15 protein-coding genes and 1 pseudogene are annotated in these 17837 nt (G+C 62.8%); 9 read left to right on the top strand and 7 right to left on the bottom strand.

All coding sequences use genetic code 11. The features are described from left to right. Positions 1-169: 169 nt before the first annotated feature. On the top strand, positions 170-2962 hold the full coding sequence (glnE, locus tag PQQ86_RS02550; RefSeq protein WP_408264686.1) for a bifunctional [glutamate--ammonia ligase]-adenylyl-L-tyrosine phosphorylase/[glutamate--ammonia-ligase] adenylyltransferase: 2793 nt from the start codon (positions 170-172) through the stop codon (positions 2960-2962). 29 nt (positions 2963-2991) lie between these two features. Here the strand turns inward: glnE and recN are convergent, their stop codons facing one another. Together recN and PQQ86_RS02560 are read right to left on the bottom strand one after the other, a co-directional pair. Continuing rightward, the gene (gene recN / locus PQQ86_RS02555; protein ID WP_408264688.1) at positions 2992-4662 is read right to left on the bottom strand and encodes a DNA repair protein RecN; all 1671 of its coding nucleotides are present in this window, start codon (positions 4660-4662) and stop codon (positions 2992-2994) included. Between the two features lie 96 nt (positions 4663-4758). Next, positions 4759-5661, bottom strand: coding sequence for an NAD kinase (locus PQQ86_RS02560; protein ID WP_408264690.1), 903 nt, complete (start codon positions 5659-5661; stop codon positions 4759-4761). 213 nt (positions 5662-5874) lie between these two features. Here PQQ86_RS02560 and hrcA point away from each other — a divergent pair, with 213 nt between their 5' ends. The 3 genes from hrcA to PQQ86_RS02575 all read left to right on the top strand — a co-directional run bounded on the left by hrcA (position 5875) and on the right by PQQ86_RS02575 (position 8557). After that, positions 5875-6894 (top strand): heat-inducible transcriptional repressor HrcA, encoded by a 1020-nt coding sequence (hrcA, locus tag PQQ86_RS02565; protein WP_408264692.1) that lies wholly within the window; start codon positions 5875-5877, stop codon positions 6892-6894. A 176-nt stretch (positions 6895-7070) separates the two neighbouring features. Further along, positions 7071-8141 carry a ferrochelatase gene (hemH, locus tag PQQ86_RS02570; protein ID WP_408264694.1) on the top strand — a complete coding sequence of 357 codons (1071 nt, stop codon included), beginning with the start codon at positions 7071-7073 and terminating at the stop codon, positions 8139-8141. An 8-nt stretch (positions 8142-8149) separates the two neighbouring features. Next, a complete protein-coding gene (locus PQQ86_RS02575; RefSeq protein WP_408264696.1) occupies positions 8150-8557 on the top strand; it encodes an RNA-binding S4 domain-containing protein in 408 nt (135 codons plus the stop codon). On the opposite strand, the gene PQQ86_RS02580 is transcribed toward PQQ86_RS02575, so the two are convergent. Beyond that, a complete protein-coding gene (locus PQQ86_RS02580; RefSeq protein WP_012431795.1) occupies positions 8529-8690 on the bottom strand; it encodes a hypothetical protein in 162 nt (53 codons plus the stop codon). The two genes, PQQ86_RS02575 and PQQ86_RS02580, sit on opposite strands and share 29 nt — an antisense overlap. A gap of 378 nt (positions 8691-9068) precedes the next feature. On the opposite strand from PQQ86_RS02580, the gene grpE reads away from it, so the two are divergent. The 5 genes and pseudogenes from grpE to pabB all read left to right on the top strand — a co-directional run bounded on the left by grpE (position 9069) and on the right by pabB (position 15371). Continuing rightward, a complete protein-coding gene (gene grpE, locus PQQ86_RS02585) occupies positions 9069-9653 on the top strand; it encodes a nucleotide exchange factor GrpE (RefSeq protein ID WP_408264698.1) in 585 nt (194 codons plus the stop codon). Between the two features lie 105 nt (positions 9654-9758). Then, positions 9759-9944 (top strand): annotated as a pseudogene (locus tag PQQ86_RS02590) (thioredoxin family protein); the annotation flags it as partial. Positions 9945-10097: 153 nt separating this feature from the next. Continuing rightward, positions 10098-12053 (top strand): molecular chaperone DnaK, encoded by a 1956-nt coding sequence (dnaK, locus tag PQQ86_RS02595; RefSeq protein ID WP_408264700.1) that lies wholly within the window; start codon positions 10098-10100, stop codon positions 12051-12053. A gap of 267 nt (positions 12054-12320) precedes the next feature. Then, the gene (gene dnaJ, locus PQQ86_RS02600) at positions 12321-13466 is read left to right on the top strand and encodes a molecular chaperone DnaJ (protein WP_408264702.1); all 1146 of its coding nucleotides are present in this window, start codon (positions 12321-12323) and stop codon (positions 13464-13466) included. A 24-nt stretch (positions 13467-13490) separates the two neighbouring features. Then, positions 13491-15371 (top strand): aminodeoxychorismate synthase component I, encoded by a 1881-nt coding sequence (gene pabB, locus PQQ86_RS02605; protein WP_408264704.1) that lies wholly within the window; start codon positions 13491-13493, stop codon positions 15369-15371. An 82-nt stretch (positions 15372-15453) separates the two neighbouring features. Here the strand turns inward: pabB and PQQ86_RS02610 are convergent, their stop codons facing one another. From PQQ86_RS02610 to folK, 4 genes are all read right to left on the bottom strand, one after another. Beyond that, the gene (locus PQQ86_RS02610) at positions 15454-15588 is read right to left on the bottom strand and encodes a hypothetical protein (protein ID WP_408264706.1); all 135 of its coding nucleotides are present in this window, start codon (positions 15586-15588) and stop codon (positions 15454-15456) included. Between the two features lie 140 nt (positions 15589-15728). Next, positions 15729-16544, bottom strand: coding sequence for a 3-methyl-2-oxobutanoate hydroxymethyltransferase (gene panB, locus PQQ86_RS02615; RefSeq protein WP_408264708.1), 816 nt, complete (start codon positions 16542-16544; stop codon positions 15729-15731). A gap of 35 nt (positions 16545-16579) precedes the next feature. Then, on the bottom strand, positions 16580-17260 hold the full coding sequence (locus PQQ86_RS02620) for a deoxynucleoside kinase (protein WP_408264710.1): 681 nt from the start codon (positions 17258-17260) through the stop codon (positions 16580-16582). Next, positions 17257-17805 (bottom strand): 2-amino-4-hydroxy-6-hydroxymethyldihydropteridine diphosphokinase, encoded by a 549-nt coding sequence (folK, locus tag PQQ86_RS02625; RefSeq protein WP_408264712.1) that lies wholly within the window; start codon positions 17803-17805, stop codon positions 17257-17259. The genes PQQ86_RS02620 and folK overlap by 4 nt, the downstream gene beginning before the upstream one ends. Positions 17806-17837: the final 32 nt, after the last annotated feature.

Genomic DNA, 17837 nt, shown 5'->3' on the forward strand with positions numbered 1-17837 from the left:
TGCGAATTAACGACGAAATGTAACACACGGGAAAGCGTCGGCGGACCTCCGGCAAACCCTTTCTCCATGCCGTCTCGCGACCTGCGCGAGGCTGCCGGACCCCGCATGGAGCCGTGTGCTGCGGCGAACTGAACAACGCTGATAAAGCAACGAGCGAGCCAGACCTTTGATGACTGACGCAACACTCCTGAGTTCCAGCTATTCACATTACGCGGCGCGTGCCGCGGCGGCCCGTCCGCAAATCGTGGCGCAGGTGGTGGCGCTCGCGTCCGCACCCCTCACGCGCGAACGGATCGACGCGCGCTTTGATGCGCTGTGTGCCGAGGCGGCCGGCGCGGGCGAGGGTCCGTTGAGCGAGCATGCACTCAAACGGGCCTTGCGCCAATTGCGCACTGAGGTATTTTGCGCCGTGATGGAGCGTGACCTGGCAGGCGAGGCGGATGTCGCCGAAGTCACCGGCGCGATGACCGATCTGGCGGAGACGACGATTCAGCGTGCGCTCGCGGTCGTGTCCGCCGAGCTCGAAACGCTTTATGGCGAACCGCGCGGACCGCAGGGCGAGCGGCTCGCGCTCGGCGTGGTCGGGATGGGCAAGCTGGGCGGGCGTGAGCTGAATGTGTCGTCGGATATCGATCTGATCTTCATTTATGAAGAGGACGGTGAGACCGCGGGTGGTCAGCGTTCGCCGATCGCGACGCAGGACTTTTTTACGCGTCTGGGTAAGCGCCTGATCGGCGCATTGGCCGAGGTGACCGCCGACGGTTACGTGTTCCGGGTCGATATGCGCTTGCGGCCGAACGGCGATTCCGGGCCACTCGTGTGCAGCCTCGGCATGCTCGAAGAGTATTTCTATGTGCAGGGCCGCGAGTGGGAGCGCTATGCGTGGATCAAGGGCCGGCTCGTGTCCGAAGGCGCGAGCGACGCAGCGCGGCGGCTGCAGAAGCAGCTCGACGCAATCGTCACGCCGTTCATCTATCGACGTTATCTGGACTTCGGCGTGATCAGCGCGATTCGTGCGCTGCATTTGCAGATTCGCCAGGAAGCACAGCGGCGCGCCTCGATGCGCCCCGACAAGGCCGACGACATCAAGCTGGGCCGCGGCGGCATCCGCGAAATCGAATTCAGCGCTCAGGTCTTTCAGCTGATCCGCGGCGGCCAGGATGCCGGCTTCCGGGTGCGACCGACGCTCGCCGTCTTGCGGCACGCGGCCACGCACGGGCTGCTCGATACCTCGGTCTGCGTGAAGCTTTCACAGGCGTACCGCTTCCTGCGCGAGCTCGAGCACCGCCTGCAATACCGCAACGACGCGCAAACTCACGCGATGCCGGTCGATCCTGAGGAGCGTGTGGCGCTCGCGCGAGCAATGGGTTGCGACGACTATGCCGCGCTGATGCTCAAGCTCGACGCGCACCGCGAGTTCGTCGAACAGCAGTTCGACCAGATTTTCGCCGACAAGGTGAGCGGTCGCGATGGCTGCGGCGCACCGGAAGACGGCGCGGCGGCGTGGGTCTGGAGCAGCGCGCTCGCCGACGACAGCGCTGAGGAAGCGCTTCGCGCGCGCCTGATCGAACTGGGTGTGCCCGAGCCGGACGAGCTGCTGGCGCGGTTGCGCGCGGTGTGGCAGTCATCGCGTTATGCGGGGCTCGCTGAGCGTAGCCGCCAGCGCTTCGATATCGTCGCGCAGCGTGCGCTGGAAGCCGCGCGTACCCTGGAGCCGCTCGAACGGCGCGGCGATACGGTGGCGCGTTTCTTCGACCTGTTGGAAGCCGTGAGCCGGCGCGGCGCGTACCTTGCGCTGTTGACGGAATATCCGCAGGCGCTGCATCGGGTGCTGTCGGTGCTGGGTGGTTCGCGCTGGGCCGCCGGCTATCTGATCCGCCACCCGCAATTGCTTGACGAACTCCTCGACGACGAGGCGATGGACAGTCCGTTCGACTGGCCAGAATTCAAACGCACGCTGCGCTTGCGTCTGGCCGCGGCGGATGGCATCGAGCAACAGATGGACCTGCTGCGCCACGCGCACCAGGCCGAGGTGTTCCGCATCCTGCTGATCGATCTGGCCGGCAGGCTGAGTGTCGAACATGTGAGCGACCGCCTGTCCGAGCTCGCCGACGCCGTGCTCGACGTCACGCTCGACGCGGTCTGGAAGCAACTGGCCAAACGCCACCGCGAGGTGCCGAAGTTTGCGGTGATCGCATACGGCAAGCTGGGCGGCAAGGAACTCGGCTACGCATCCGACCTCGACGTCATCTTCCTCTATGACGATCCGGACGATGCCGCCGCCGACGTCTACTCCACCTACACCCGCCGCCTCATCACCTGGCTGACGACGGCGACCGGCGCGGGCACTTTGTTCGATGTCGACTTGCGGCTGCGGCCGAACGGCGAGTCGGGCCTGCTCGTCACCGATCTGGACGCATTCCGCCGTTATCAACTGCGCGAAGGCGATGCCGCCAATACGGCGTGGGTGTGGGAGCATCAGGCGTTGAGCCGCGCGCGCTACTGCGCGGGCGACGCCGAAATCGGCGCGAAATTCGAGCAGATCCGCGAGCAGGTGCTGACCACACCGCGCGAGGCCGCGTCGCTTGCGAAGGAAATCGTCGAGATGCGCGAGCGCGTCGAGGCGGGGCACCCGAACCATACGGCGCTGTTCGACCTGAAGCACGATCGCGGCGGCATGGTCGATATCGAGTTCACCGTGCAGTACTGGGTGCTGCTGCATGCGGCGAGCGATCCCGAGCTGATCCGCAATACCGGCAACATCGCGTTGCTACGCGAAGTGTCGCGCTTCGGCTTGATGAGCGAGGCGGAAGCGGAGACGGTCGGGGCGGCTTATCGGACCTACCGGAAGTTGCAGCACCAGTTGCGGCTGGACGGGATGGAGAAGGCGCGGGTCGATCCGGCGCTAGTGGTGACTGAGCGTGAAGCGGTGCTGAGGCTGTGGAAGCGGGTGTTTGGCTGAGGCTTCGCGATGATTTCCAGCCCGCATTCCTAGGCCGCCAGCATTTCCTTCGCGTGCTTGCGGGTGGTGGCGGTGATCTCCAGTCCGCCGAGCATCCGTGCGACTTCTTCGACGCGGCTCGCGCGGTCGAGCGAGGTCACGCTGCTGACCGTGCCGCCTTTTCCGTTGCCCGACTTTGCTACCTGGAAATGATGGTCGCCGCGCGCGGCGACTTGCGGCAAGTGCGTCACGCACAGCACCTGACGTGCTTGCCCCAGTTGATGCAACAACCGCCCAACCACTTCGGCGACGCCGCCGCCGATGCCCGTATCCACTTCGTCGAAGATCAGGGTGGGGGTCGGACTCGCGGCGCTGGCAATGACCGCCAGGGCGAGGCTGATCCGCGCCAGTTCCCCGCCTGAGGCGACCTTCGCGAGCGGCCGCAGCGGCACGCCGGCATGACCGGCGACGCGGAATTCGACCTGCTCGAGTCCATGCGCGCCACCTTCCGGCAACGGCAACAGCGCGACTTCGAAGCTACCGCCTTTCATCGACAGTTCCTGCATGCCGGTGGTCACGGCTGCGCCCAGGGCCTTGCCGGCCTTGGCGCGCGCCTTCGACAGTTTTTTCGCTTCGGCGAGGAAGGCTTCTCGGGCTTTGGCTTCGGCCGCGTGCAGACTGTCGAGATCGGCGGCGGCGTCGAGCGCGGCCAGTTGCGCGCGACGCGCTTCATGTTCTTCAGGCAGCGTCTCGGGTCGCAGGCGGAATTTGCGTGCGGCCGAGTGCAGCGCGTCGAGACGCTTTTCGACCTGGGCAAGCCGGTCGGGATCCAGTTCGAGCTTCTGCGCGTAGTGGCTGAGTGAATAGGCCGCTTCCTGCAACTGGATCTCGGCCGGTTCCAGTGCCGCCAGCACGTCGTTCAGCGCCGGGTCGATCTCGGCGAGGTCTCGCACCTTCGACACGATCGAGGCGAGATGCGTGATCATCGCCTCATCAGATTCGGACAGCGCGCCGAGTGCCCCTTGCACGCCGTCGATCAGATTGGCCGAGTGCGACAGGCGCCGGTGTTCGGCGTTGACCTCTTCCCATTCGCCCGGTTGCGGCGAAAGTTTGTCCAGTTCGGTGAGCTGCCACGCGAGCCGCTCGCGCTCCAGTTGCAGCTCGCGGTCACGCGTTTGCGCATGCTCGACGGCCTGAACCTTGTCGCGCCACGACCGCCATGCACGCGTGACGGCTACCGCGGTTTCCGTGAGGCCAGCGTGGGTGTCGAACAGTTCGCGCTGCGCGTCAGGACGCATCAGCAACTGGTGCGCATGCTGCCCGTGAATATCCACCAGCATCTCGCCGACTTCGCGCAACTGCGCGAGCGTCGCCGCCGTGCCGTTGATGAACGCCCGCGAGCGGCCGTTCGCGTCCACCACGCGACGCAGCATGACGGTGCCGTCGTGATGACCGTCGTCGGCGGTCGTGCCGAGCGCCTGCTCGTCGAGCCATTGCTCGACTTGCGCATGCGTCTCGAATTCCGCGGTGATGTCGGCACGGCTCTCGCCGGTGCGCACCACGCTCGCATCGGCGCGGGCGCCGAGCGCAAGGGCCAGTGCGTCGATCAGGATCGACTTGCCGGCGCCTGTTTCGCCTGAGAAAACGGTAAAGCCGCTGTCGAATTCGAGGTCGAGCGCGGCGACGATGACGAAGTCGCGTATCGAGAGGTGGCGAAGCATGGAGGTCGTCTGGTGAGCTTGAGATTCAGGGTTCGGCAGCGGCGGCGTTCGTGTTCCGGCATTCCGGCATTCCGGCGTTCGGGCATTCCGGGCCGCTCAGGGCTTGGGATCTTCTTCGTGCGACGGATATTCGTTCCAGTGCAGTTTCTTGCGCAGCGTCGCGAAATGGCTGTAGCCGACCGGGTGCAGCATCGGCACCGTATGACGCGAACGGCGCACTTCGATCGTGTCGCCCAATTCCAGCGAAGTGAACGACTGCATGTCGAAATTGACGTTCACTTCGCGGCCCGAGACGATCTGGATGCTCACCTTCGAGTCGTCCGGCAGCACGATTGGCCGGTTCGACAACGCATGCGGCGCGATTGGCACCAGCACGATGCCTTGTAATTGCGGATGCAGGATCGGCCCCTGCGAGGACAGCGCGTAGGCGGTCGAACCCGTTGGCGTGGCGACGATCAGGCCGTCCGAGCGCTGGTTGTACATGAAGCGCCCGTCTACCGAGACATGCAGTTCCGCCATCCCCGAGAAACCGCTACGGTTGACTACCACGTCGTTGAAGGCAAGTGCGTGATAGATCGGGGCGCCGTCGCGCATGATGCGCGCTTCGAGCAGCATGCGTTCTTCGCGCTCGAAGTTGCCTGAGAGCATTTGCGGCACGATCTCGCGCATGTCGGAGATCGGAATGTCGGTAATGAAGCCGAGCCTGCCGTGGTTGATGCCGATCAGCGGCGTGCGGTAAGGCGCAAGCTGGCGGCCAATGCCTAGCATCGTGCCGTCGCCGCCTAGCACCACGGCAACGTCGGCGCGCGCGCCGATCTCGGCGGGACGCAGCGCCGGATAGTCGGTGACGCCGATTTCGGCGGCGGTGTCGGCTTCGAATACGACCTCGAAGCCGCGCTTCGCGATGCACGAGGCGAGCGCGGTCAGCGGCTCGCCGATGCCCGGCGTATTGTTGCGCCCGACGAGCGCGACGGTCTTGAACTGGCTGGTCACTTGCATGCCGGCATTACACCATAGGTAGGGCCTGAAAAGAACCGCAGACAGACCCGGTGACGGGCCTGCGCAAACGGGCTGCCAGCGCATTGGAGGATTATCGTTAGAATGGTGAAACATTGATGACAGGCGCCGCCCCGCCAACCGGTGGCGCGATAGTCAGGGGTTGGCGCCGTTAGCGCTCGCTGTAGCCGTGTCATTGAGCTAAAATTTTCCGTCATGCTAGATCCCCGCGCACAAACCCTCCTCAAAACGCTGATCGAGCGCTACATCGCCGAAGGTCAGCCGGTCGGCTCGCGCACGTTGTCACGCTATTCCGGCCTCGAACTGAGCCCGGCAACGATCCGCAACGTGATGTCCGATCTCGAGGACCTGGGGCTCGTAATCAGTCCACATACGTCGGCGGGCCGGATCCCGACGCCGCGCGGCTACCGGCTGTTCGTCGATACCATGCTGACAGTGGAATCCGCCGCGGACGAAGAAGCGGTGATGCGTATCGTCAAGACTACGCTGCAGGCGGGCGAACCGCAGAAAGTCGTCGCCGCGGCGGCCAGCGTGCTGTCCAATCTGTCGCAGTTCGCCGGTGTGGTGCTCACGCCGCGCCGCAGCCACGTGTTCAAGCAGATCGAATTCATGCGCCTGTCGGACAAGCGCATCCTGCTGATCATCGTGACGCCCGAGGGCGACGTGCAGAATCGCATCATGGCAACCCAGCGCGACTTTTCGCCGTCGCAGCTGGTGGAAGCCTCCAACTACATCAACGCTCACTTCGCGGGCCTCTCGTTCGACGATGTGCGCCGCCGCCTGCGCGAAGAAATCGACGAGTTGCGCGGCGACATGACTACGCTGATGCATGCCGCGGTCACGGCCAGCACGGATGAGTCCGACACCGGCGAGACCGTGCTGATTTCCGGCGAGCGCAACCTGCTCGAAGTCGCCGACCTGTCGTCGGACATGGCGCGCTTGCGCAAGCTGTTCGATGTATTCGACCAAAAGACCAGTCTCCTTCAGTTGCTCGACGTGTCGAGTCACGCCGCGGGCGTGCAGATTTTCATTGGCGGCGAGTCGAATCTCGTGCCGATCGAGCAAATGAGCGTCGTCACCGCGCCTTATGAGGTGAACGGCAAGATCGTCGGCACGCTCGGCGTGATCGGGCCGACACGCATGGCTTACAACCGCGTGATCCCAATCGTGGATATCACCGCGCGGCTGCTTTCCCTGACGCTTAGCCAACAGTAACCTGCGGTCACCGTTGGCTGCGGCACACCTCATGCTGCAAATGATGCGCGACGGCGCGCGGCTTGCCAATTGGCCGAATGGCCAGGGGGCCCTGGCGGACCTCGCAATGGACCGCGCCGCTATAATGAATTCCACTTGAACCGACTCTCCGCCCAAAGCGGTTATCCCAGCTGCCTATGCGCTTCGACCTCGAGCGGCCATCGCAGAACGCCACGTCACACCGTGTCGCCGTGTTGCTGATCAATCTCGGCACGCCGGATGCGCCGACGCCGCGTGCGGTTCGGCGCTATCTTGCGCAGTTCCTGTCCGATCCTCGCGTGGTCGAAATTCCGGCGCTGCTCTGGCAGGTGATCCTGCGCGTGTTGATTTTGCCGTTCCGGAGCCCCGTGTCAGCGAAGAAGTACGCGGCCGTGTGGATGCCGGAAGGCTCGCCGCTGCGTGTCTTCACGGAGAAGCAGGTGGAGGGTTTGCGCCATCTGCTGCAATTGAATGACTACACGGTGCTGGTCGACTACGCGATGCGCTATGGCACGCCCGGCATTCCGGCCATGCTGAACCAGCTCAAGCTGGCGGGCGCCGAGCGCGTGTTGCTGATGCCTATGTATCCGCAATACTCGTCGTCGACCACGGCCACGGCTTTCGACGACGCCTTTTCGGCGCTCAAGCGCATGCGCAATCAGCCGGAAATCCGCACGGTGCGGCAGTACGCCGATCATCCGGCGTATATCGCCGCGCTCGCCGCTCAGGTGCACCACTACTGGCATCTGCACGGCCGGCCGGATTTTGCGGCAGGCGACAAGCTGGTGCTGAGTTTTCACGGCGTGCCCAAGCGCACAATGGATCTCGGCGATCCGTACCACGAGCAATGCCAGCAGACCGGCGCGTTGTTGACGCAGGCGCTGGGATTGACACAGGTCGAATGCCGCGTCACGTTTCAGTCGCGCTTCGGCAAGGCCGAGTGGCTGCAGCCGTACACCGCACCTACGCTGAAGGAATTGGGCTCGGCGGGCGTGCGGCGTGCCGATGTGTTCTGTCCGGGTTTTACCGCCGACTGCCTTGAAACGATTGAGGAAATCGGCATGGAAGTACGCGATGAGTTCCTGCACGCGGGCGGCAAGGAATTTCATCGGATTCCCTGTCTGAACGCCTCGCAGCCGTGGATCGCAGCGCTCGGCGAAATCGTCGCGCAAAATCTGCAGGGCTGGCCCGTGCAAGCGGTGCCGGTGCCGCACACGACCGGAGCTTAAGCAGGCTCATGAATTACAGGATTTCAACCGAACCGGGCGCGAAGCTGCGCATCGACAAATGGCTTTGGGCGGCGCGCTTCTTCAAGACCCGCTCGCTCGCGGCGGATGCCGTCGAAAAAGGACATGTGCGCATCGGCGGCGCGAGTGTCAAACCGGCCAAGGACGTGCGCGTAGGCGACCTGGTCGAGATAGAAATCGAGCGGATTGTCTGGCAGGTGGAAGTGCAGGGCGTGTGCGACGTGCGCGGCCCGGCCAGCGTCGCGCAGACGCTTTATGCGGAAACGGAAGAGAGCAAGGTGAAGCGGCAGGTCGAGCAGGAGCGGCGCAAGACATACCGCGAACCGGCCGCCGCTTTGCACGGCAGGCCGACCAAGCGCGACCGGCGCACTATCGACAAACTTTCAGGTGGGGATTGAACAGTTGTTCCATCGTCGCGTGCACACCGCCGTACTCGGTGGTGTGATCGTTGACGGCCCCGGACATGCAGATGGTCGTGGTGCCCGCGATCAGTACCAATGCGACCACCGATATTGCAAAGGTCAGTTTCACGGTACTCCCCTTGGGAAGATTCAGGATGGAAACAGGCGAATCAGGTGGAATTGAAAATTATCGGTAAGGCTTACGTTAGATTAGGGTTAACGTGTCTTTTCCGATGCTTTATTGGAGCATAGGCCACTTGTCGGGCGCACTCAATCTCAATCTGATTGCGACGCAATAATGGTTGTAACCGGGCATTTCTGCCGCACGTCCGCGGTGTGAAAAGCTCCGGGAGAGGCGCTTGAATTGGGTCTTTCCGGCCCCATCTGACGTTTCGATACGCGTTAACGTACCAAGTTGTCTGTCGCAATTTTGCAACGCACAAATTGCGGCAGCTTTTGGCGCGTTGCCGCCACCGATAGCTTTAACTTTTTAACGACTTTCAGCGACATGGAAAACACGCAAGAAAACCCGACGAGCCAGAATCCCACGCCCGCCGACGAAACCACGCGCCAGGCCGCCGAGGCTGCGGCATCCCAGCAGGACGCGGCTGTAAACGCAGCGCCCGAAGCGCCGGCAACCGGCGCGGAAGCCGCATTGGCGGAAGCCGAGGCGAAGCTTGCCGAGATGCAGGAAAGCTTCCTGCGGGCGAAGGCGGAGACTGAGAACGTGCGCCGCCGCGCCCAGGAAGATGTCGCCAAGGCCCACAAGTTCGCGATCGAAAGCTTCGCTGAGCATTTGCTGCCGGTGGTCGACAGCCTCGAAGCAGCAGTTGCCCACTCGTCCGACGACCTGCAAAAGGTCCGTGAAGGCGTCGAACTCACGCTGCGCCAGCTCTCCGGCGCGCTGGAGAAAGGCCGCGTCGTCGCCCTGAATCCGGTTGGCGAGAAATTCGACCCGCACCGTCATCAGGCTATTTCGATGGTGCCGGCCGACCAGGAACCGAACACCGTCGTTGCTGTGCTGCAAAAAGGCTTCGTGATCGCCGACCGCGTGCTGCGTCCGGCCCTCGTGACTGTCGCGGCGCCGAAGTAAGCAGCCCGCGCCGCGGCACGGGCCGCAGCAGAAGCCGTTTATCAGTCGGTCCACCTGACAGGCGCCGTCATGGCCAACATTCCCGTCGACGCCACTGCGGTCATGCTTCTTCTCAGCGTGCCCACATGGTGCTTCTTTTACCGAGGCAAGCCGTTCGGCCGGGCAACCGGCTGGCACGGCCTTGGGCAGTTCGAGGCAGCGGTCGCGGTCGCGCGGGACAAGATCCGTGCGGGCAATGTGGTCGGCAGTACGGCAAATGGTGAAAAAAGCGGCAAAAGTTCGACCGATTGAAAAAAATTAAAGACCGCATCGTAAAAGAGGTCTTGAAAACGATGCGGACGCACTTATGTTGAGTGCAGGTAGGAATTCAGAGCGGATCGCCGTACCGCCAGATAGGCAAAAACGGCGGTTCCCGCAGCGATCAAAGTCAGGAGATTAGTAAAAATGGGCAAAATCATCGGTATCGACCTCGGCACGACCAACTCGTGCGTGGCGATCATGGAAGGCAATTCGGTCAAGGTGATCGAGAACTCGGAAGGCGCGCGCACCACGCCGTCAATCATCGCTTACATGGAAGACGGCGAGATCCTCGTCGGCGCGCCGGCTAAGCGTCAGTCGGTCACGAACCCGCGTAATACGCTATACGCCGTCAAGCGCCTGATCGGCCGCCGCTTCGAAGAAAAAGAAGTGCAGAAAGACATCGGTCTGATGCCGTACAAGATCATGAAGGCCGACAACGGCGACGCATGGGTCCAGGTGCGCGACGACAAGCTGGCTCCGCCGCAAATCTCGGCGGAAGTGCTGCGCAAGATGAAGAAGACCGCTGAAGATTACCTCGGCGAGCCGGTCACCGAAGCTGTGATTACGGTTCCTGCGTACTTCAACGACAGCCAGCGTCAGGCAACCAAAGATGCAGGCCGCATCGCCGGTCTGGAAGTGAAGCGGATCATCAACGAACCGACCGCAGCCGCGCTGGCATTCGGTCTGGACAAGGCCGAAAAGGGCGACCGCAAGATCGCGGTGTATGACCTGGGCGGCGGTACGTTCGACGTGTCGATCATCGAAATCGCCGACGTTGACGGCGAAATGCAGTTCGAAGTGCTGTCCACGAACGGCGACACGTTCCTCGGCGGTGAAGACTTCGACCAACGCATCATCGATTACATCATCGGCGAGTTCAAGAAAGAACAGGGCGTCGACCTGTCGAAAGACGTGCTCGCGTTGCAACGCCTGAAGGAATCGGCTGAAAAGGCGAAGATCGAACTGTCGTCGAGCCAGCAAACCGAAATCAACCTGCCGTACATCACGGCCGACGCGTCGGGTCCGAAGCACTTGAACCTGAAAATCACGCGCGCCAAGCTGGAAGCACTGGTTGAAGAGCTGATCGAACGCACGATCGAACCGTGCCGCACGGCGATCAAGGACGCAGGCGTGAAGGTTGGCGAAATCGACGACGTGATTCTGGTCGGCGGTATGACCCGCATGCCGAAGGTGCAGGACAAGGTTAAGGAATTCTTCGGCAAGGAACCGCGCCGTGACGTGAACCCGGACGAAGCGGTGGCCGTTGGCGCCGCGATTCAAGGCCAGGTTCTGTCGGGCGACCGCACGGACGTTCTGCTGCTCGACGTGACCCCGTTGTCGCTCGGCATCGAAACGCTCGGCGGCGTGATGACGAAGATGATCAACAAGAACACCACGATCCCGACCAAGCACGCACAGGTCTACTCGACGGCTGATGACAATCAGGGTGCCGTGACGATCAAGGTGTTCCAGGGCGAACGCGAAATGGCAGCGGGCAACAAGCTGCTGGGCGAGTTCAACCTCGAAGGCATTCCGCCGGCACCGCGCGGCACGCCGCAGATCGAAGTGAGCTTCGACATCGACGCGAACGGTATTCTGCACGTCGGCGCGAAAGACAAGGCGACCGGCAAGGAAAACCGCATCACGATCAAGGCGAACTCGGGTCTGTCCGAAGCCGAAATCGAGAAGATGGTGAAGGACGCTGAAGCGAACGCGGAAGAAGATCACAAGCTGCGTGAGTTGGCCGATGCCCGCAACCAGGGCGACGCGCTGGTCCACAGCACGAAGAAGGCGCTCACCGAATACGGCGACAAGCTGGAAGCCGCTGAGAAGGAAGCAATCGAAACCGCGCTGAAGGACCTCGAAGAAACGCTGAAGAGCGGTTCGAGCGACAAGGCCGCGATCGAAGCCAAGATCGAAGTGGTGGCCACCGCCTCGCAGAAGATGGGCGAAAAGATGTACGCCGACATGCAGGCTGCGCAAGGTGCCGAAGCTGCGGCAGCGGGTGCGGCAGGTGCGGGCGCATCGGCTGGTGGCGCGAGCCACCAGCAGCAGGACGACGTGGTCGACGCCGAGTTCAAGGAAGTGAAGAAAGACTAAAGCCGGGTCGCAATCTGACCGTAAAGCCGCACACAGCGATGTGTGCGGCCTGGCTGCAAAACGGTTTGCTCCCGTCCGGGTGCATGAACCTGCAAAGCGGTTATCGCGCCTGGTGAGCCTTTTTTGGGCTCTCCGGGCACATTTGTTTTATGGAGGGCGTTGTTTGAGCCGCGCAAAAGCGGCGTGAACGGCGGCCGGACGAGTCGCAAGACTCCAGCATTCAAGAGGAGCCACCGCGTCGCATTGCGCGAGTGGCGTTGAACCGATATGGCGAAACGGGATTACTACGAGGTTCTGGGCGTCGCAAAGAACGCGAGCGACGACGAAATCAAGAAGGCTTATCGCAAGCTTGCGATGAAGCACCACCCCGACCGCAATCCCGGCAACAAGGATGCGGAAGAGCATTTCAAAGAGGTGAAAGAAGCCTATGAAATGCTGTCGGATTCGCAAAAGCGTGCCGCGTACGATCAGTACGGCCACGCGGGCGTCGATCCGAACATGGGCGGAGCTGGTGCGCAAGGCTTCGGCGGTTTTGCCGATGCGTTCGGCGATATTTTCGGCGACATCTTCGGCCAGGCGGCCGGCGGTGCCGCACGTGGTGGTGGTGGCGGCCGCGCCGGTCCGCAGGTATATCGCGGCGCCGACCTGCGCTACAGCATGGAAATTACGCTGGAACAGGCTGCGCATGGCTACGACACGCAGATTCGCGTGCCGAGCTGGGTGTCGTGCGAAATCTGTCACGGCTCGGGCGCGAAGCCCGGCACCAAGCCGGAAACCTGCCCGACCTGTAGCGGCTCGGGTTCAGTGCGGATGTCGCAGGGCTTCTTCAGCATCCAGCAGACCTGCCCGAAGTGCCACGGCACCGGCACCTATATCCCTGACCCGTGCGGCCATTGCCATGGCGCGGGCAAGGTGAAGGAAACCAAGACGCTGGAAGTGAAGATCCCGGCGGGTATCGACGATGGCATGCGCATCCGCTCGGCCGGCAACGGTGAGCCGGGTATCAACGGTGGTCCGTCGGGCGATCTGTACGTCGAGATTCACATCAAGCAGCACTCGGTGTTCGAGCGTGACGGCGACGACCTGCATTGCCAGATGCCGATTCCGTTTACCACGGCGGCGCTCGGCGGCGAAATCGAAGTGCCGACCCTCGCGGGCCGCGCGAGCTTCACGGTGCCGGAAGGCACGCAGTCGGGCAAGACGTTCCGTCTGCGTGGCAAGGGGATCAAGGGGCTGCGTTCGAGCATTGCCGGCGATCTCTACGTGCACGTGCAAGTCGAAACACCGGTCAAGCTCACCGAACCGCAGCGCGAGTTGCTTCAGCAATTCGAGAAGGCACTCGTGGAAGGCGGCGCGCGGCATAGCCCGCAGAGCAAGAGCTGGTTCGATCGGGTGAAGAGCTTCTTCGATTAACTGCGGTTTGATGTGGCGGTAAGCATGACGGCAGATGAGCGCGACGCAGTGTTCGCGTTGCTCGACGATTGCGACGCGACGGCGGCGCGCCGTTCGAGTCGTCTGTACACGGATTTTGTACATGAACGGGTTTGCGCGGACGCCGCGCAACTCGAAGTCGTGTGCGAGACCGTGGCCGCGGACACACGGCGTGGTTTGCATGCCGTCGTGCTCGCCGACTATGAGTTTGGCCGGCATCTTCTGGACGGCGGCCTTTCTCACCAGGCATTGAAAAAAACGCAGCGTGGCGATGCCACGCTGCGTTTTTTATTGTTCGAACGGTGCGAGAAGCTGTCGCGCGGCGAGGTCGACGCGTGGCTCATGGCGCGCGACGGCGGGACTGTCGATGCGTCGGTCGCAGGTACCGCAAACGTGTGTGCGAGCGTCGATCCAAAGCAATTTAACGAAGCGATCGATGCGATCCATGCCGCCCTTCGCGCGGGTGATTCTTATCAGGTTAACTACACGTATCGGCTTGGATTCGACGTATTCGGCTCGCCGACCGCGCTTTATCGGCGACTGCGAGTGCGTCAGCCGGTTCCATACGGCGCGTTGATCGCGTTGCCGGGCGACGAGTGGGTGCTGTCGTGCTCGCCGGAGTTGTTCATCGAGAAGGAAGACGCCATGTTGCGCGCCCGTCCGATGAAAGGTACGGCGCCGCGGTCGGAAGATCCTGTCGTGGACCGCGGCGCCGCCGATTTCCTTGCGAACGATCCGAAGAATCGCGCCGAAAACGTGATGATCGTCGACCTGTTGCGCAACGATCTGTCGCGCGTGGCGCAGACGGGCTCGGTCAATGTGCCGGCGCTTTTTTCGGTCGAGCCGTATGCGTCGGTTTGGCAGATGACGTCGACGGTGTATGCGACGTTGCGCGCCGGCACGTCTTTCGCCGAGATCATGCGCGCGCTGTTTCCATGCGGCTCGATCACCGGTGCGCCGAAGCATCGCACGATGCAGTTGATCGAGGAGCTGGAAAGCACGCCGCGTGGCCTCTACACCGGCGCGATCGGCTGGCTCGATGCCACCACAAGCGACATCACTTGCGGCAACTTCTGCCTATCCGTCGCGATCCGCACGCTGACCTTAACCCCGACCGCACATCCGGGCGAACTGCAAGGCAAGATGGGTGTCGGCGCAGGCATCGTGCTCGACAGCGTCGCAGCCGACGAATATGCGGAGTGCCAATTGAAGGCCAGCTTTCTAACCGGCGCCGAGCCGGGTTTCGACCTCTTCGAAACGATGTACGCGACGCGGGAAGACGGCGTGCGGCACCTGTCGCGCCATCTCGCGAGACTTTCGGCAAGCGCCGCAACGCTGGGTTTCAAACTCGACGACGAAAACGAAATTCGCGAGCAAATCGCGGAGAAATGTGCGGTGTTGCCAACTCAAACTCCGCACCGTATGCGCCTCGCGCTGAGCAAGAACGGCGCGGCACAAATAACTACGGCAGTGCTGACGCCGCTGGCCGACTCGACGGTCGGCGTGCTGCTCGGGCCGGATCACGATTTCCCCACGACGGACGCCAATGATCCGCTGCTGCGCCACAAAACCACGCGCCGCGCCGAATACGATCGCGGCTGGCGCGAAGCCGAAGCGAAGGGTGCTTTCGACACGTTGTTCTTCAACGAGCGCGGCGAGTTGACCGAAGGCGGCCGGTCGAACGTGTTTGTGAAGCTGGCGGGGCGGTGGTGGACATCGCCGTTGGAGTCAGGCGTGCTGCCCGGGATCATGCGAGAGGTGCTGCTGGAGGATACCGCCCTTCGCGCTGCTGAATGCGTGCTGACTCGAGTCGATGTGCAGAACGCCGAAGCGCTTCTGGTGTGCAACGCACTGCGAGGCGCGGTAAGGGCGCGCGTGCTGGACTAAGGAGGGAGCCACTTAAGGGCAGGGCAGAGGCATAAGGCCAGTCGCGCCGCCACCTTTGAGCGCCGCGAGCCCCTGCGTCAGCTTAACTGTGGCGAACGTGCAGTACGCGGATCACCCATCCGGACAGGCGTGCGCGCCAAGTCGATTCCTGCACGTCATGCGGCGCGGTGGCGTGGTTGCGGATTCCCGCTACGTCGATCAGGCAAAAGGGACTCATGGTCATCTCTCTTCGGCTCGCGGCAGCGCCGCGTTATTGGGTAGACGAAGATAGACGACCACGTTTTCAGGCTATATCAGACGGGTCTCAAACAGGCGCAGCCGCGCCCGATCAATGTAGTCCGCGAACGGACCGCATGGTCAGAACGTATGCTCCGGCCCTGGAAACGCGCTGTCCTTCACGGCACGCACATACGCTTCCACGGCGGCCTGGATGTTGGGCTGCCCCTGCATGAAATCTTTCACAAAGCGGGGCCGCTTGCCTGGGAAAATTCCCAGCATGTCGTGCAGCACCAGCACCTGACCCGAGCAATCCAGACCCGCGCCGATGCCGATCGTCGGAATCCGCAATTGCTTGGTGACTTCGCTGCCGAGCAGCGTGGGAATCGCTTCTATCACGATCAGTTGGGCACCCGCATTCTGCACGGCGAGGGAATCGCGCAGCACCTGGCTCGCGCCGGCGTCGGTCTTGCCCTGCACCTTGAAGCCGCCAAACGCGTGCACCGACTGCGGCGTCAGGCCGACGTGCGCGCACACCGGAATCGACCGCTCGACCAGAAAGCGCACCGTGTCCGCGAGCCACTCACCGCCCTCGAGTTTCACCATCTGCGCGCCGGCGCGCATGAGTTCCACGGAGCTCCTGAAGGCGTCTTCCGGCGTGCCGTACGTGCCGAACGGCAGGTCGGCAACCACCAGCGCCGAGGGCCGCGCCCGCGCGACGCTCGCCGTGTGATAGGCGATTTCGTTGAGCGTGACCGGCAGCGTGGTCGTCTGGCCTTGCAGCACGTTGCCGAGCGAGTCGCCGATCAACAGCACGTCGACGCCTGAGCGATCCAGTAGCGCGGCGAAGCTCGCGTCGTAACAGGTCAGCATGGCGATCTTTTCGCCCGCGTCGCGCATCGCCTGCAGTTTCGGCACGGTGATGGCGTTACGGCTCGCTTCCTGCAAATAGGTCATGGGGAAATCCGTTGGAAAGAAGAGCGGCGCGCCGCTTAAAGCGACGTGCCTTTGACAAAGAATTCCTTGCGGCCGCGCATGGTTTCGATGCGTTCGGCGAGTAGCGCAAGGTCCGCGTCCGAGTCGAGCGGATTCAGGTGTTCAGCGTTGACCGTCAGCACGGGTGTGCGGTCGTAGTGATAGAAAAACTCGTTGTAGGCGTCGCAGAGCGCGTGCAGATATGCATCGGAAATCTGCAGCTCCATTGGCACCGCGCGTTTCTGGATGCGTGCGAACAGCACCTCAGGACTGGCTTGCAGGTAGACCACGAAATCCGGCGCCGGTGCGCTCACGTCGATTCGCGCGGCGAGGGCGCGATAAAGCTGCCACTCGTCTTCCTGCAGTGTCAGACGCGCGAAGATGTCGTTCTTCTGCGTCATGAAATCGGCGATCAGCGGTGTGCCCGCCACGTGTGCTGCCACCACGTCCTGGGCCTGCTGCGCGCGTTGCAAGGCGAAGTGCAATTGCGTGGACAAGGCATAACGCGTGGTGTCGCGATAAAAGCGTTCGAGAAAGGGATTGTCCTGCGGCCGCTCGAACAGTTCCTGCATCGACCAGCGCTGGGCGAGTCGCCGCGCGAGTGAGGTCTTGCCGACGCCGATCGGCCCTTCGATCGCGAGATAGCCGAAGGGCGGCCGCAGTTGCGGCGCGGTGACGGTGAGTGGTGGCGAATTCATTCGCAACGGCCCTTGTCCCTAACAGGGGCGTCGGCGGTCAATGCATTGAGCATCGGACACTGGCACGGCCCCTTCACCTTTTCGATGCGTTGATCGCTCACGCCACCAAGCAGCGCCTCGGCACGGCCGTGCTGCGGGATGATCAGCGTTGGGTCGATCTCGACGAGCGGCACGAGTGCAAAGGCGCGTTCGATCAAACGTGGATGCGGCACGATCAGATCGGCTTCGTCGATCGATTGATCGCCGTATAGCAGGATGTCCAGATCAAGCGTGCGAGGGGCGTTGCGAAACGGCCGTTCACGGCCGAACTGATGCTCGATTTTGTGGCATAGCGCTAGCAGATGCCGCACGGGGAGCGTCGCGTCGACCTTCACGACACAGTTGAAATAGTCGTCACCGCCCGCGTCGATCGGGGCAGTGCGATACAGGCTCGACTTGGCGAGCACGGAGATGGTGTGCTGTTGTGCCAGGCACACCACCGCGTCTTTCAGGGTCTGGCGCGCGTCCCCGAGATTCGCGCCGAGGCCGAGATAGGCAACCGTCATGGCATAACTTCCTGCAACTATCGTTCGACGGC

Source organism: Paraburkholderia sediminicola (assembly GCF_046026675.1).
GTDB classification, from domain to species: Bacteria; Pseudomonadota; Gammaproteobacteria; order Burkholderiales; family Burkholderiaceae; genus Paraburkholderia; species Paraburkholderia sediminicola_F.

What these genes read in the sequence shown, in the direction of transcription:
- glnE (WP_408264686.1), top strand. Translation starts at nt 170, where the DNA reads ATGACTGACGCAACACTCCTGAGTTCCAGCTATTCACATTACGCGGCG.
- recN (WP_408264688.1), bottom strand. Translation starts at nt 4,662, where the DNA reads ATGCTTCGCCACCTCTCGATACGCGACTTCGTCATCGTCGCCGCGCTC.
- PQQ86_RS02560 (WP_408264690.1), bottom strand. Translation starts at nt 5,661, where the DNA reads ATGCAAGTGACCAGCCAGTTCAAGACCGTCGCGCTCGTCGGGCGCAAC.
- hrcA (WP_408264692.1), top strand. Translation starts at nt 5,875, where the DNA reads ATGCTAGATCCCCGCGCACAAACCCTCCTCAAAACGCTGATCGAGCGC.
- hemH (WP_408264694.1), top strand. Translation starts at nt 7,071, where the DNA reads ATGCGCTTCGACCTCGAGCGGCCATCGCAGAACGCCACGTCACACCGT.
- PQQ86_RS02575 (WP_408264696.1), top strand. Translation starts at nt 8,150, where the DNA reads ATGAATTACAGGATTTCAACCGAACCGGGCGCGAAGCTGCGCATCGAC.
- grpE (WP_408264698.1), top strand. Translation starts at nt 9,069, where the DNA reads ATGGAAAACACGCAAGAAAACCCGACGAGCCAGAATCCCACGCCCGCC.
- dnaK (WP_408264700.1), top strand. Translation starts at nt 10,098, where the DNA reads ATGGGCAAAATCATCGGTATCGACCTCGGCACGACCAACTCGTGCGTG.
- dnaJ (WP_408264702.1), top strand. Translation starts at nt 12,321, where the DNA reads ATGGCGAAACGGGATTACTACGAGGTTCTGGGCGTCGCAAAGAACGCG.
- pabB (WP_408264704.1), top strand. Translation starts at nt 13,491, where the DNA reads ATGACGGCAGATGAGCGCGACGCAGTGTTCGCGTTGCTCGACGATTGC.
- PQQ86_RS02610 (WP_408264706.1), bottom strand. Translation starts at nt 15,588, where the DNA reads ATGAGTCCCTTTTGCCTGATCGACGTAGCGGGAATCCGCAACCACGCC.
- panB (WP_408264708.1), bottom strand. Translation starts at nt 16,544, where the DNA reads ATGACCTATTTGCAGGAAGCGAGCCGTAACGCCATCACCGTGCCGAAA.
- PQQ86_RS02620 (WP_408264710.1), bottom strand. Translation starts at nt 17,260, where the DNA reads ATGAATTCGCCACCACTCACCGTCACCGCGCCGCAACTGCGGCCGCCC.
- folK (WP_408264712.1), bottom strand. Translation starts at nt 17,805, where the DNA reads ATGACGGTTGCCTATCTCGGCCTCGGCGCGAATCTCGGGGACGCGCGC.